This is a genomic window from Brevundimonas sp. (assembly GCF_036400995.1).
Taxonomy (GTDB): Bacteria; Pseudomonadota; Alphaproteobacteria; order Caulobacterales; family Caulobacteraceae; genus Brevundimonas.
This window is the reverse complement of record NZ_DASWWG010000103.1, coordinates 1-13518: the sequence shown is the minus strand read 5'-3', so window position 1 is coordinate 13518 and position 13518 is coordinate 1. Positions and strand designations below refer to the sequence as shown.

General features: G+C 69.1%; 17 protein-coding genes and 1 tRNA gene. 11 read left to right on the top strand and 7 right to left on the bottom strand.

Going from position 1 to position 13518, the window contains the following annotated elements; translation table 11 throughout:
- Window positions 1–204 (top strand): hypothetical protein (locus VGE03_RS14275; protein ID WP_331047142.1); only part of this gene is annotated, 204 nt, incomplete at its 5' end.
- Between the two features lie 82 nt (window positions 205–286).
- Here the strand turns inward: VGE03_RS14275 and VGE03_RS14270 are convergent.
- Together VGE03_RS14270 and VGE03_RS14265 are read right to left on the bottom strand one after the other, a co-directional pair.
- Window positions 287–463, bottom strand: a complete 177-nt coding sequence (locus VGE03_RS14270) for a hypothetical protein (protein WP_331047141.1) — start codon at window positions 461–463, stop codon at window positions 287–289.
- A gap of 85 nt (window positions 464–548) precedes the next feature.
- Window positions 549–2330 carry a methyl-accepting chemotaxis protein gene (locus VGE03_RS14265; RefSeq protein WP_331047140.1) on the bottom strand — a complete coding sequence of 594 codons (1782 nt, stop codon included), beginning with the start codon at window positions 2328–2330 and terminating at the stop codon, window positions 549–551.
- Window positions 2331–2550: 220 nt separating this feature from the next.
- Between VGE03_RS14265 and VGE03_RS14260 the strand changes: the two genes are divergently transcribed.
- On the top strand, window positions 2551–3024 hold the full coding sequence (locus VGE03_RS14260) for a MarR family transcriptional regulator (RefSeq protein ID WP_331047139.1): 474 nt from the start codon (window positions 2551–2553) through the stop codon (window positions 3022–3024).
- Window positions 3025–3085: 61 nt separating this feature from the next.
- Window positions 3086–3748: an RNA methyltransferase gene (locus tag VGE03_RS14255; RefSeq protein ID WP_331047138.1), complete on the top strand. Its 663-nt coding sequence runs from the start codon at window positions 3086–3088 to the stop codon at window positions 3746–3748.
- A gap of 27 nt (window positions 3749–3775) precedes the next feature.
- On the opposite strand, the gene VGE03_RS14250 is transcribed toward VGE03_RS14255, so the two are convergent.
- The gene (locus VGE03_RS14250) at window positions 3776–4669 is read right to left on the bottom strand and encodes a LysR family transcriptional regulator (RefSeq protein WP_331047137.1); all 894 of its coding nucleotides are present in this window, start codon (window positions 4667–4669) and stop codon (window positions 3776–3778) included.
- 102 nt (window positions 4670–4771) lie between these two features.
- Here VGE03_RS14250 and VGE03_RS14245 point away from each other — a divergent pair, with 102 nt between their 5' ends.
- From VGE03_RS14245 to VGE03_RS14235, 3 genes are read left to right on the top strand one after another with little or no spacing between them, the layout of a single operon-like run.
- A complete protein-coding gene (locus tag VGE03_RS14245) occupies window positions 4772–5962 on the top strand; it encodes an MFS transporter (RefSeq protein ID WP_331047136.1) in 1191 nt (396 codons plus the stop codon).
- A 20-nt stretch (window positions 5963–5982) separates the two neighbouring features.
- On the top strand, window positions 5983–7074 hold the full coding sequence (locus VGE03_RS14240) for an alpha/beta hydrolase (protein ID WP_331047135.1): 1092 nt from the start codon (window positions 5983–5985) through the stop codon (window positions 7072–7074).
- Window positions 7071–7556 carry a (R)-mandelonitrile lyase gene (locus tag VGE03_RS14235; RefSeq protein ID WP_331047134.1) on the top strand — a complete coding sequence of 162 codons (486 nt, stop codon included), beginning with the start codon at window positions 7071–7073 and terminating at the stop codon, window positions 7554–7556. Before VGE03_RS14240 ends, VGE03_RS14235 begins: the two co-directional genes overlap by 4 nt.
- Window positions 7557–7588: 32 nt before the next feature.
- On the opposite strand, the gene VGE03_RS14230 is transcribed toward VGE03_RS14235, so the two are convergent.
- Both VGE03_RS14230 and lipB read right to left on the bottom strand, forming a co-directional pair.
- A complete protein-coding gene (locus tag VGE03_RS14230; protein WP_331047133.1) occupies window positions 7589–7957 on the bottom strand; it encodes a hypothetical protein in 369 nt (122 codons plus the stop codon).
- A gap of 14 nt (window positions 7958–7971) precedes the next feature.
- A complete protein-coding gene (gene lipB, locus VGE03_RS14225; protein ID WP_331047132.1) occupies window positions 7972–8670 on the bottom strand; it encodes a lipoyl(octanoyl) transferase LipB in 699 nt (232 codons plus the stop codon).
- 30 nt (window positions 8671–8700) lie between these two features.
- Between lipB and VGE03_RS14220 the strand changes: the two genes are divergently transcribed.
- Together VGE03_RS14220 and VGE03_RS14215 are read left to right on the top strand one after the other, a co-directional pair.
- Complete coding sequence (locus VGE03_RS14220) at window positions 8701–8997, top strand: FliM/FliN family flagellar motor switch protein (RefSeq protein WP_414644965.1); 297 nt, start codon at window positions 8701–8703, stop codon at window positions 8995–8997.
- A gap of 86 nt (window positions 8998–9083) precedes the next feature.
- Window positions 9084–9458, top strand: a complete 375-nt coding sequence (locus tag VGE03_RS14215; RefSeq protein WP_331047130.1) for a four helix bundle protein — start codon at window positions 9084–9086, stop codon at window positions 9456–9458.
- Between the two features lie 44 nt (window positions 9459–9502).
- Here the strand turns inward: VGE03_RS14215 and VGE03_RS14210 are convergent, their stop codons facing one another.
- Both VGE03_RS14210 and VGE03_RS14205 read right to left on the bottom strand, forming a co-directional pair.
- On the bottom strand, window positions 9503–10057 hold the full coding sequence (locus VGE03_RS14210) for a fasciclin domain-containing protein (RefSeq protein ID WP_331047129.1): 555 nt from the start codon (window positions 10055–10057) through the stop codon (window positions 9503–9505).
- A gap of 13 nt (window positions 10058–10070) precedes the next feature.
- Entirely contained in the window at window positions 10071–10982 is a 912-nt protein-coding gene (locus VGE03_RS14205; protein ID WP_331047128.1) for a hypothetical protein, read from the bottom strand.
- A 113-nt stretch (window positions 10983–11095) separates the two neighbouring features.
- Between VGE03_RS14205 and VGE03_RS14200 the strand changes: the two genes are divergently transcribed.
- The 3 genes from VGE03_RS14200 to VGE03_RS14190 form a co-directional block, all read left to right on the top strand.
- Window positions 11096–11180, top strand: a tRNA-Leu gene (locus VGE03_RS14200).
- Window positions 11181–11473: 293 nt separating this feature from the next.
- A complete protein-coding gene (gene mgtE / locus VGE03_RS14195; protein ID WP_331047127.1) occupies window positions 11474–12886 on the top strand; it encodes a magnesium transporter in 1413 nt (470 codons plus the stop codon).
- A gap of 142 nt (window positions 12887–13028) precedes the next feature.
- A partial coding sequence (locus VGE03_RS14190; protein WP_331047126.1) for a lysozyme occupies window positions 13029–13518 on the top strand: 490 nt, incomplete at its 3' end.

Here is a 13518-nt window from a genome sequence, read left to right as displayed (position 1 = left end):
GGAACCACCGCCGCCGCCAACGGCGCCCTGGCCGGCTCGGTCTCGGGCCAGGCCTCGGGTTCGGGCGCCGTCGAGCGCACCACCCCGCGCCGCCAGACCCGCACCGCCGGCGATGCGGCCGGCTCGGCCTCGGCGGACCGTTCGGGCGTCTCGGTCGGCGTCAACGGCTCGGCCTCGGCCGAACGGACCCGCCCGCAGGAGTAAGGATCCCGGCCGGGCGCCAGCCCCCCGTCGTCCCGGCCAGGGCCTGCGAGCCCGGTGCGACCGCACCGGGCTCGCAGCACGTTCAGGCCCCGAGGTTTCCGGCCGCGCCGTCCTCCCCGGCGGCCTTGCGGCGGCGCAGGATGTCCGACCAGTGATCGGCCAGCACCAGCAGCCCCTGACGGCGGACGTCATCGGTTTCGGCCACGGCCTCGGCGATCAGCTCCGACAGTTCGGCGCGGACTTCGGACGGGGGCTTCAACGGCGGCATGCCTAGGGAAGGCCCTGACCCCGCACGGGGTTTCAGCGGCGCCGCAAAGAAAGGGCGCCGCCGTCCCGACGAAAATTCAGGCCGCGACCGCGAGGACAGCGGGCGTGGCGGGCGGTTCCGCCGCCGCGGGATCGCCGACCGCGAAGCGGCTGACGGACGCGGTCAGCGCCTGCGCCTCGCGGGCCAGGACATGGCAGGCCGCCGTCGACTGCTCGACCATCGCCGCGTTCTGCTGGGTCATCTGGTCCATCTGGTTGACGGCCGTATTCACCTGCCGCAGCCCGGTCGCCTGTTCCTGCGCCGAGGCGGCGATTTCCCCGACCAGGCCGTCGATCTCGGCCACCCGTCCGACCATCCGCCGCAGCGCCTCCCCGGTCTCGCCCACCAGACGCACCCCGGCGTCGACCGACACCGCCGATGTGGCGATCAGTCCCTTGATCTCGCGCGCCGCCTCCGCCGAGCGCTGGGCCAGCGCCCGCACTTCCGAGGCCACGACCGCGAAGCCGCGACCGGCGTCGCCCGCGCGGGCGGCCTCGACCCCGGCGTTCAGGGCCAGCAGGTTGGTCTGGAAGGCGATCTCGTCGATGACGCCGATGATCTGGTTGATCTCGCGCGACGAGGATTCGATCGCCGTCATGGCCTCGACGGCGTCGCGGACCACGGCGCCGCTGGTCTCCGCGTCGCCCCGCGCGGCCTGGACCACCTCCGCGGCCTGCCGGGCGCCCGAGGCCGTGTGGCCGACGGTGGCGGTGATCTGGTCCAGCGCGGCGGCGGTCTCCTCCAGGGCGGCCGCCTGTTGCTCGGTGCGCCGCGACAGGTCGTCGGCGGCCTGCGAGATCTCGCCGGACCCGCTGCGGATGCCCTCGACATTGCCGATCACCGCCGCCAGCGCCGTCTGCAACTGGCTGATGGCGCTGTTGAAGTCCGCCCGCAGCTGTTCGGCCCGGGGCGCGACCCCGGCGGTGAACCGCCAGGTCAGGTCGCCGCGCGCCATCGCGCCCAGGCCCTCGCCCAGCGCCTGCAGGACCACCGTGTCCTCGGCCGCCGTCCGCGCCTTGTCGGCCTCATTGTCCGCCCGCTCGCGTTCGACCTCGGCCCGGTGACGCCCGCTCTGGTCGGCGAGCCGTCTCCGGTCCAGCGCCGCCAGCCGCAGCTGTTCCAGCACGCCGACCAGCGCCCCCATCTCGTTCTTGCGGCCCGCGTCGGGCGCGGCCGTCTCGAGGTCGTCGTCGCGGAGCCGGTCGGCGAAGGCCACCGTCCGTTTCAGCGGCCCGAACACCCGACGGACCAGGAAGACCTGCATCAGGCCGATGACCGCCAGCAGAAGCAGGCCGCCCACGCCCATGGTGACCAGGCCGATGTGGCCGTTGCGGTCCGCCTGGGCTTCGCTCAGCGCCTGATCGACCTCGGCGGCGGCGATCAGCTCGTCGATGCCGGCGCGATGCGTCTCATAGGCCTGCTGGGCCCGTTCGAAGGCCGCCCGCGTCGCCGCGGCGTCCCCGGCGGCGACCGCGCGCGTCAGGTCCGTCTCGATGAGGGTCCAGAAGGTCTGGGCCGCCGGATCGACCTTCTGCGTCAGCAGCGCCTTGATCGCCGGATCCAGCGCCGAGGCCCGCCAGTGCGCCTGACGCTCGTCATAGGCGAGGTGGAGACGGCCCAGGGTCTCCAGCCGCCGCGCCGCAGTTTCCGGGTGCAGCATCAGCTGATGCAGGTTGAGGTCGGCCTCCACGATATAGATCGGCGGCGGCAGGATATCGGCCTCAAGGTCCTTGTCCTGGATGATCCGCTGGTAGTCCGGTCCGCCGATCCGCAGATGCTGCAGGGCGACTCCGCTGAAGATCAGAAGCGCAATGGTCAACACAACCAGAAGAATACTGGTACGCGCAAAGCTACGTTGCAACACCCGTACGGCCTCCCCGACCTTCTTAGCGAGGGGGTGTTGTAAAACGGGGCCGGTTTACGTCGGCATCGCACCTGATGAAGCTGCGTATAGTTAGCAAGTTCATGATCTCGCGACAAAAATATTGTGCGAGCCAACGTTCGATGATCCATTTCAGGCGAACAGACGTAGACGCCTGATGCCTTATGATTTGCGAGAGGCGCTTCGCCCGGAGACGGATCGCGACGCGCAGGAACTGAATACCGCGTACAAGCTGGTCATCGCCGCCCGACGCTGGCGCGCCCGGATGACCGAGAGGTTCCGGCTGCAGGGATCGTCGATGAGCGAGTTCTCGGCCCTGTACAACCTCGCCTCGGCGCCGGCCGGTCTGAAGCAGGCGGAACTGGCCGAGCGGATGGGCGTCACCGGCCCCACCCTGACCCGGCTGCTGGACACCCTGGAGGCCCGGGGCCTGCTGGAGCGCACCGCCATCATCGGCGACCGGCGATCGCGCCTGACCCGGCTGACCGCCAGCGGACGCGACGCTGTGCGGGCCCTGGACCCGATCGCCGCGGGCTATCGGCGCGAGGTCTTCGACGGCTGGACCGACGCAGAACTCGCCGCCTTCGAGGCGCGGCTGGATCAGATTCTGGACCAGACACAGCCGGGCTGACGCGGACCGACGGTCGCCGGCCCACTGGCGCTCCCCGGCGCGGCGCCGCTAGAACGGCGTCATGGATATCGAAGACGACGTAAAGCCCGCCTCCAAACGCTCGGTGCGCAAGCGCGCCGACGCGATCAAGCCGTTCCGCTGCAAGAACCTGATCGCCGTCATCGAAAACCCGAGCGACATCAAGAACATCGGCACGGTGATCCGCAACGCCAACGCCATGGGGGTGGAGAAGGTCTATGTTGTCGATCCGCGCAAATCCCTGCCCGACGACTGGCAGGACCTGCGCGAGCGCCGCTCCATCTCCAAGCTGTCGGTCTCGGCGGTGAAGTGGACCTTCGTGAAGCGGTTCGACAGCACCGACGCCTGTTTCGACTATCTCGAGAGCAAGAACTACACCTCGATCGTCACCTCGCCCCATGTGAAGGGCAAGGCGTCCATCTTCCTGGACGAGGGCGACTACACCACCCAGACCAAGCTGGCGGTGTGGTTCGGCAGCGAGGCCATCGGCATCAGCGACCGCGCGGTCGAGCGGGCGGAGATGTGTGTCAGCATCCCCATGTTCGGCATGATCGAAAGCCTGAACCTGGGCACCAGCTCGGGCATCGTCCTGTACGAGGTCACCAAACAACGCCGCGCCTACCAGAGCCGCTACCGGATGCGGAACAAGCGCGGCGAACGGGCCGTGCCCCTGCCGGTGGTGATGAAGGTGGAGGCGGCGGAGTAGGCTGGGGGACGTAACGACGCGCGCCGTTCAGCCGCCACGATACCGCAAGGCGTCGACGATGATCTGGAACGCCCGCAGGTTCTGCCGACGGCTGGGATAGTAGAGGAAATAGCCGTCAAAGCGCGGCGACCAGTCGTCGAGCACCTGTTCTAGGGCGCCGTCCCTCAGGTGCGCCTCGACGATGCTCTCGGGCACATAGGCGACGCCCAGCCCGCTGATTGCTGCGTCCACCTGGGCGTAGGAGTTGTTGAACGCCAGCTGGCCGTCCACGCGGACCCTCAGCTCCTGTCCGTCCTTCTCGAACTCCCAGGCGTAGAGGGCGCCCGAGCTTTCCTGCCGGGTGTTGATGCAGCGGTGTCGGATCAGGTCGCGGGGATGTTCGGGCCGGCCCCGCTCTGCGAAATAGTCGGGCGAACCGACCGCCACCAGCCGCCAGTCCGGGCCGATGCGCACCGCGATCATGTCTTTCTCGACGCTCTCGCCCAGCCGCACCCCGGCGTCATAGCCGTCCTCGACGATATTCCTGAAGGTGCCGTCCAGCAGGAGCTCGACCTTGATGTCGGGGTAGGCCTCGAGGACGGGCTTCAGCTTGGGCCAGACGACGGTCTCCAGCGCATGGTCCGAAAGGGTCAGGCGGATGGACCCGGACGGCGTGTCCCGCAGGGCGGTCAGGGCAGCGATCTCGTCCTCGATCTCGCCCATGCGCGGGGTGATGGTCTGCAGCAGCCGCTCTCCCGCCTGGGTCGTCGCGACGTTGCGGGTCGTGCGGGTCAGCAAACGGATGCCCATCCGGGTCTCGAGTTGCTTGATCGCATGGCTGAGCGTCGACTGGGACACGCCCAGCCGAGCCGCCGCCTTTGTGAAGCTGCGCTCCTCGGCCACGGCCTGGAACCACGTCAGCTGGTTGAAGTCGGTTCGCATCGAACGCCTCCGCTACTCAAGTAGATTAATCGATCGGGTCGATAAGATCATCCCGATTGGGCCGACTAATCGTGGAGACGCGTCGGGACTAGCTTTCGCTCCATGACCACCGAAGCCTCCGCGCCGACGCTTGCCGACACACCGACCGCCGCCTGGGGCGCGGTCCTGTCGATGGCCCTGTGCGTCGCCCTGCTGATCGCGTCCGAATTCCTGCCGGTCAGCCTGCTGACGCCGATGGCGGCGGGTCTGCACGCCACCGAAGGACAGACGGGGCAGGCGATCTCGATCAGCGGCCTGTTCGCAGTTGTCGCCAGCCTGCTGGTGACCACCGTCGCGGGGCGGCTGAACCGGAAGACGGTTCTGGTGGCGATGACGGCCTTAATGCTGGCGTCGCTGGTGCTGGTCGCCGCGGCGTCGAACTTCACCATCCTGATGGTCGGGCGCGCCCTGCTCGGCGTCTGCGTCGGCGGCTTCTGGGCGCTGGCGACCGCCGTGATCATGCGGCTGGTCCCGTCGGAAGCCATGCCCCGCGCGCTCGCGGTCCTGTACGGCGGGCAGGCGATCGCCGCCGCCTTCGCCGCGCCGGTCGGCAGCTATCTGGGCGGAATGTTCGGCTGGCGCGAGGTGTTCTGGGGCCTGACCCCGCTGGTGGCGGTCAATCTCGTCTGGCACCTGACGGCCCTGCCCTCGCTCCCGGCCCGCGACCGACAGGACTTCGGGGCCATGCTGGCCCTGTTGCGGCGGCCGTATTTCCTTCGCGGCCTGACAGCGTCGATGCTGTCCTGGGGCTCCGCCTTCACGATGTTCACCTATCTGCGCCCCTTCCTGGAGCGGGTGACGGGCGCGGATGTCGGCCTGCTGTCCCTGCTTCTGCTCGCGCTCGGCACGGCCGGCTTCATCGGCACATGGGCGGCGGGCCGCTTTATCGGCCCCGAGATCGCTCCTTTGCTGAAGGCGCCGGCGCTGGTCATGGGCGGGGCGACTCTGGGCCTGCTGCTGTTCGGCCGGGCCTGGCTCGCCGTCGGCGTCCTGCTGGCCGTGTGGGGCGCGATGAACACGGGCATGTCCGTGATCTGGATGACCTGGATGTCGCGAAACGCCGACGACGCGCCGGAAGCGGCCGGCAGCCTCATGGTGGCGGCGATCCAGACCTCCATCCTGCTCGGCGCCGTGATCGGCGGCTGGCTGCTGGACGGCCTGTCCATCCAGGCGACCTTCGCCGGCAGCATCATCCTGGCGCTCGCCGCCCTCGCCCTGATCGGTGACGGCCGTCGCCTTCTCAAACCGCAATGACCAGGAACAAGGAGCCTCGAATGCCCTCGGACACCTCCACTGAAACCACCCCGGCCCTCGGCCTCGGCCGCCGCGACCTCCTCGCCCTCGGCGGTGTCGGCGTCAGCGCACTGGCCGCCGCCGCCCTGATCGCCCCCGACACCGCAAAGGCCCAGACCATGACCACAGAATGGGACAAGACCTTCCCGAAGAGTGACGCCGTGGACCACCGCAAGGTCCAGTTCTCGAACCGCTACGGCATCACCCTGACGGCGGACCTGTACACGCCGAAGTCCCTCCCGGCGGGGCGCGCCCCTGCCATCGTGGTCAGCGGGCCGTTCGGTGCGGTGAAGGAGCAATCCTCGGGCCTCTATGCCCAGACCATGGCCGAGCGGGGCTTCGTCACCCTGGCCTTCGACCCGTCCTTCACCGGTGAAAGCGGCGGCGAACCGCGCAACATCGCCTCGCCCGACATCAACACCGAGGACTTCAGCGCGGCAGTGGATTTCATCGGACTGCTGCCGACGGTGGATCGCGAGCGGATCGGCGTCATCGGCATATGCGGCTGGGGCGGCTTCGCCCTGAACGCGGTGGCCGCCGACAAGCGCGTCAAGGCTGTGGTCGCCAGCACCATGTACGACATCTCGCGGGTCAGCGCCCACGGCTACAACGACAGCGTCACGCTGGAGCAGCGGACGGCGATGCTGGAACAGATCAGCCGCCAACGCTGGGTCGACGCAGAGGCGGGCGCCCCGACCTATGGCCCGATCATGAATGAACTGCACGGCGGCGAGCCGCAGTTCATGGTCGACTACCACGCCTACTACCGGACCCCGCGCGGCTTCCATCCTCGGGCCATCAACTCGAACGGGTCATGGACCCGGACCAATGCGATGTCGTTCATGAACGCGCCGCTGCTGACCTACATCGCCGAGATTTCTCCGCGCCCCGTGCTGCTGATCCACGGTGAGAAGGCCCACTCCCGCTACATGAGCGAAACCGCCTATGCGGCGGCGGCCGAGCCGAAGGAACTGATGATCATTCCGGGCGCCAGCCACACCGACCTGTACGACCAGTTGGACATCATCCCGTTCGACCGGCTGACGGCCTTCTTCCGGGAGCACCTGGCATGAGCAAGTCGCTGATCGCCGGCGCGGCGGCCCTCGCCGGGGTCCCCGCCGCCGCCGTGGCCGAGGGCCCGGTGACCCAGATCACCCGCAAGGCCGAGATGCAGGTCATCGAGGGTTCGCCCGAGACCTTCACCGGACGCGTCACCATCACCGGCCTGTTCCAGCGCGAGGCGCCGGCGCGGGTCGGCGGCGCCATCGTCCACTTCGAGCCGGGCGCCCGGACGGCCTGGCACCGGCACCCGCTGGGCCAGACCCTGATCGTCACCGAAGGGGTGGGCTGGACGCAGGTCGAGGGCGGCCCGCGACTGGAATTCCACGCCGGCGACACCCTCTGGTGCCCGCCGGACCAGAAGCACTGGCACGGTGCAACCCCGCACGAGGGCATGACCCACATTGCCATTCAGGAGAGCCTGAACGGCTCGCCGGTGACCTGGCTGGAGCACGTGACAGACGAGGAGTATCTGGGGGCCGAACCGGGCCGGTAAGCGATCGGAAGGGGGGCGGTCAGCCGGGCCGCCTACTCCCGCCAGAACCTCGCCCGCCGCAGGACCCAGCCCCAGTAGACGATAAAGCTGAGGACGGCGCCGCCGAGTGCATGCAGGGCGAGGCCCGACAGGCTGAAGCCGTCGGCGGACGCCAGATCCCAGCACAGACCGACGAGCGCGCCCAGCCCGGCGTAAAGTCCCCCCTGCTCCTCGTGTGACGCCCGGTCGCCGGCCATGACCATGAACACGCCGAGCATCACCAGACAGAAGACGGCAAGACCGCCGAACAGCAGACGGACCCGGTCGTGCTCCATCAGGCCGCCGCTACCCGACAGCGCGACGGCCGCCACCGCGAGCACGACGCTGGCCGGGGCCATCCATCCGGGCGTGTCTTCGTTCATGCGGACGCGCCCCCCTACCCCACCGCCCCGAACACTCGTCTGAAGCTCACCTTCAGCGCCTCATCCGCCTCGTCCATGGTCGCCGGGACGCCGAGGTCGACCAGGCTGGTGACGCCGTGCTCCTGGATGCCGCAGGGGACGATCCCGCCGAAATGGCTCAGGTCGGGTTCGACGTTCAGGCTGATGCCGTGGAAGCTGACCCATTTGCGGACCTTGACGCCGATGGCGGCGATCTTGTCCTCGCGGGACCACCCGGGGCCCTTGCGCTCGACCCAGACGCCGACGCGGCCGTCGCGGACGTCGGCGGGGACGTTGAACTCATTGAGGGCGCCGATGATCCACTGTTCGAGGCCGCGCACGAAGGCGCGGATGTCGCGGCCGCGGTGGTTCAGGTCCAGCATCACATAGGCCACGCGCTGGCCGGGGCCGTGATAGGTGAACTGGCCGCCGCGCCCGCTGCGGTGGACCGGGAAGCGGCCGGCGTCGAGCAGGTCGTCGTCCCTGGACGAGACGCCCGCGGTGTAGAGGGGCGGGTGCTCCAGCAGCCAGATCAGCTCGCGGGCCTCGCCGGCGGCGATGGCGGCGGCGCGGGCCTCCATCGTGGCGACGGCCTCGGGGTAGTCCACGTAGCCGTCGGCGACGACCCATTCGACGGGCGCGCCGTCGGGACGCCGGAGTTTTGCGGACAGTTCGCTTAAGGACTGGGAAAGCATGACGGCTCCAATGTGGGGATCGGGAGCCCCATGCAAGCCTACTCCGACCCGTCACTTTCAGTATCAGAGTCCCCCGTGAGCCAGATCGAATCCGTCGATGTCGAGATCTCGGTCGTCCTGGGGCGCTCCGTGCTGCCCATGAGCCAGCTGCTGAAGATGGGCCGGGGCGCGGTCATCCCGCTCGACGCCTCCGAGCATGACGAGGTCTGGATCCTGGCCAACAACCACCCCGTCGCGCGCGGCGAGATCGAGATCCGCGAGGACCGGATCGCGATCACCGTGACCCGGGCGGCGGATGTGTATGATTTTATGGCGGGGGCGGCGTAGCGGCCGGGCGGCAGGCAGTAGGCAGTAGGCAGTAGGCAGTAGGCAGTAGGCAGTAGGATACGGCGCGTTCCCCGAAAGGAAGCGGATTGTCCGAAGTTCAGAGCTACCGCGATCTAATTGTCTGGCAACGCGCGATGGATGTCGCGGCCGCGACCTATGCACTGACCCGGCAGTATCCCAAGGACGAGCTGTTTGGCCTGACCTCGCAAAGCAGACGCGCAGCGGCGTCGATCGCGGCGAACATCGCGGAAGGCTACGGACGGGCGTCAAAGCAGGCCTACATCAACTTCCTACGGATCGCCCAGGGCTCACTCAAGGAGCTGGAAACCCACCTGATCCTTGCGGAGCGTGTCGAGATCACCAGGTCGGGCGCCATCCAGCCGCTGCTGGAGCAAACCGAGGAAATCGGCCGGATGCTGAAAGGCCTCATCGACAGGCTGCAGGCCCATCCGGGCCGATAACCCTACTGCCTACTCCCTACTCCCTACTCCCTACTCCCTACTCCCTACTCCCCCTTCACCAACACCCCGTCCACGGGCTGGATCACCCCGTTCGACGCCGCGGTTTCGGAGCCGGTGAGGGTGGCGACGGCGCCGTCGGGGGCGGTGACGCGGAGGGTCTGGCCCTCGCGGCTGAAGGTGACCACGCCGTCGTCCATGGTGCGCATCTCCACCTTGCCGTTCGACGCGCGGTCGAGGGCGGCGTTGATGTCGGCGCGGGTCACGGCGCCCGGCAGGATGTGGGCGCGCACCAGGGTCGCGCCCTGGGGTTTCTCGTCGCCGCCCGGCGCGCCGCCCGCGGCGGTGAAGGCGGCGTCGGTCGGGGCCAGCAGGGTGTAGGGGCCGACGCCCTCCAGCACGGTCTGCAGGCCCGCGGCCTCGACCACGCCCTCGAGGGAATCGAGGTCGTCGTTGTCGTCCAGGCTGGCGGCCAGGGTGCGGTTGGACGGCTCGGGCGCGCCGGCGGCTTCCGGGGCCGTCTCGCTGCGTCCGCAGGCCGTCAGGCCGAGACTGAGGGTCAGGACGGCCGCAGCCGCCCCGCGGATCAGGATCTGTCGCATCGATGGGGCTCCGTCAGGCCAGCAGCTGGATCACGGCCTGCACCAGACGGGTCGTCGGATCGACCTGGTACACATAGCCGTCGTTGTAGCGGTACCAGCGGTCCGGGGTGTCATAGTACCGGGCGCGGTAGTCGTAGGGGACGTTGTAGATGTCGTAGCCCGAGGGCATGGCCTGGCCGACGGTCCATTGCTGGCCGGTCAGCAGGGCGGCGATCTGGCTGATGCCGTTGTTCTGGCGGTCGACGCCGTACAGGACGCCGTCGGCGTAGCGGTAGTCGTACCGGTCCGGCAGGCGGTAGTAGTCGGTGAAATAGGCCGGCGCCGGCTGGTAGCTGTACTGGGTCGGCCAGACCGAGCCGGTCGACAGGGCGCCGCCCAGCACCGGCAGCCAGCCCAGCAGGCCGCCCGAACTGTTCACCCGGTACAGGTAACCGTCGTCGTAGCGATAGCGGTAGCCGTCGCGGGCCATCCGGTCCCAGACGTAGTCGTAGCGGGCGCGGCGCTCGGCCTCGATGCGGCGGGCCTGCCCGGGCGGCAGGCAGCCGTTGTCCTTGCGGGCCAGTCCCGGGGGGCAGCCGGCGATCAGGCCGCGCTCGACACGCGGTTCGAAGCGGACGATGTCGCGCACCACCCGCTCGGGCTCTCGCCCGGCCGGGACCGGAACGGGGACGGGAATCACCCGGTCGGGGCGGTCGCGGTCGCGATCCCGGTCGCGATCCCGGTCGGGGCCTCCGCGATTGCCGTTGTCATTGCGCTCGGGCCCGCGCTCGGCGCGTTGCTCCCGCGCCTGCGGTCCGCGGTCGTGATCCTGCCCGCGGCCCTCGCCGCCCTTTTCGCCGCCGTGGCCGCGACCGTGATCCTGCGCCAGCGCGGCCGGCGCGGCCGTCATCGCCAGCGCGACGGCCAGCGGAATGATCCTCGACATTCTCAATCCTCAACAGCGCCCCGCAGGGTGCGAAAACGTGTTCTTTCAACACGGGTTCCTGCGCCCTCTTCCCTTTCCCCCCGACCTCCGCTATCAGCCGCCCTCCGATGCGAGCGGTCGTGGCGGAATTGGTAGACGCGCAGCGTTGAGGTCGCTGTGGGGCAACCCGTGGAAGTTCGAGTCTTCTCGACCGCACCATCCTTCCCAACCCAAACGGGCCGGGCGGGACTGAACATCGGAACGAGGCGACGCAGGCTGCCCTGCGACGCCGGACCCTCTCGAAAGTCACGCTGATCTGGCCCTGCCTCATCGGCGTGACTTCCGGTCTCCCCCACATCGACGCTTTCGCCCGGAAACGGCTCCGGTCATCTTGACCCTGCGGGCCCCATGGTGGACAGACAGGTATCCACCGGGCGCTCTCGTCAGCGCCTGAACTTATCAAGGCGAATCATCGGCTAAGGCTGGTTTGAAACACTGAGGGAGGCCGCAGCGTGAGCACCGTCGCAACCGCCCCCCACTCGCCCGAAGACGACATCGAACACATCGCCCTGGACGAGGACTATGTCCTGACGCCGGGCTTCGTCGAAAAGGTGGTCGACGCCGCCGATGACGGCGACGGTCTGAAGCTGCGCTCGCTGCTGGAAGACCTGCACCCCGCCGACGTGGCCGACCTGATGGGCTTCCTGACCGCCGAGCACCGCTCGGTGGTGACCCTGTGGCTGCCGCCCGACCTGCTGGCCGAGACCCTGCCCGAGCTGGACGACGGCATCCGCGAGGAGGTGCTGGAGCGGGTCCCGCACGGCACCCTGGCCGAGGCGCTGCAGGAGCTGGATTCGGACGACGCCGCGGCGGTCGTGGAGGATCTGGAGGACGACCAGCGCGAGAAGGTGCTGGCCGCCATGCCCGCGCCCGAACGGGCCGCGATCGAAAGCTCGCTGGGCCATGCGGAGGACTCCGCGGGCCGCCTGATGCAGCGCGAGGTGATGGCCGCGCCGCAGTTCTGGAACGTCGGCGACACCATCGACCACATTCGCAAGCAGGGCGAGGAACTGCCCGAGCTGTTCTTCGACATCTATGTGGTCGATCCGCAGAACCGGCCGGTGGGCGGGGTGGCGGTCAGCCAGCTGCTGCGCAGCCCGCGCGCGACGACCCTGACCGACATCATGGAGCCGGTGAACGAGATCACCGTCGACCAGGACCAGGAAGAGGTCGCCTACATCTTCGAGAAATACCACCTGATCTCGGCCCCGGTCATCGACGCGGCGGGCCGTCTGGTGGGCCAGATCACCGTCGATGACATCGTCAACATCATCCAGGAGGAGAACCGCGAGGACATCCTGCGTCTGGCCGGTGTGGCCGACGAGGATCGCGGCTCGTCCGTGCCGGAGATCGTGCGCAGCCGCGTGCCCTGGCTGGCGATCAACCTGGCCACGGCGACTCTGGGCGCCAGCGTCATCGGCTGGTTCGAGGGCACCATCCAGGCGATCGTGGCGCTGGCGGTGCTGATGCCGATCGTGTCGGCGATCGGCGGCAACGCCGGGACCCAGGCCCTGACCGTGACCGTGCGCGCGCTGGCGACCCGTGAACTGAACAGCTCGAACGCCCCGCGGACCTTCTGGCGCGAGCTGATCGTCGGCCTGGCCAACGGGCTGGTGCTGGCGCCGCTGATCGGTCTGGCGACCGCCTTCTGGTTCCGCGACGAGGACTGGCGGATCGGGCTGGTGATCGCCGCGGCCATGGTGCTGAACCTGCTGGTGGCGGCCACCATCGGGGTGCTGACGCCCCTGACCCTGTCGAAGTTCAAATTCGACCCGGCGGTCTCCTCGGCCGTATTCGTGACGGCGACGACCGACTTCTTCGGCTTCCTGATCTTCCTCGGCCTGGCGACCATCGTCCTGCTCTGACGACCTGTCGGCGCTGACGAAGGTGTGAGCGGCGCGGCTCTTGCGGGTTCTCCCCGTAAGCGAAAGCGTTCGTCCCGATCTGGAACACACCCCTGTGCTTGAAACGAACAGGCCCCGTCTGAAGGTCTCCCGCGCGGGGATCGTGCTCATCAAGAGCTTCGAGAGCTTCCGGCCGCGCGCCGTGCAGCGCGACGACGGCCGCTGGGTCATCGGCTACGGCCACACGGCCTCGGCCCGCGAGGGGCTTACGGTCGGCGAGCAGGACGCCGAACTGCTGCTGCAGTACGACCTGATCCCGGTCGGCAAGGCGCTGAACGAACAGGTCGAGCCGGTCCTGAACCAGCACCAGTTCGACGCCCTGGCCAGCTTCGCCGTGTCGGTGGGCGTCGACCGCTTCCTGTCTTCGGATGTGCTGAAGCGTCTCAATGCGGGGCATGCCGGGGAAGCCGCCGACGCCCTGGTGGGCTGGCCCGAGGCGCTCTCGCCGGACGCGGCCCTGCGTCGCCGGGCGGCCGAGCGGGCGCTGTTCGTGGCCGATCCGGCCGCGCCGGTGCTGCTGGCCGACCTGCTCGCCCAGCCGCTCGCCCCCTTCCCCGCCGTCCCGGAGGCCGTGGATGCGGACGTCCCGGATC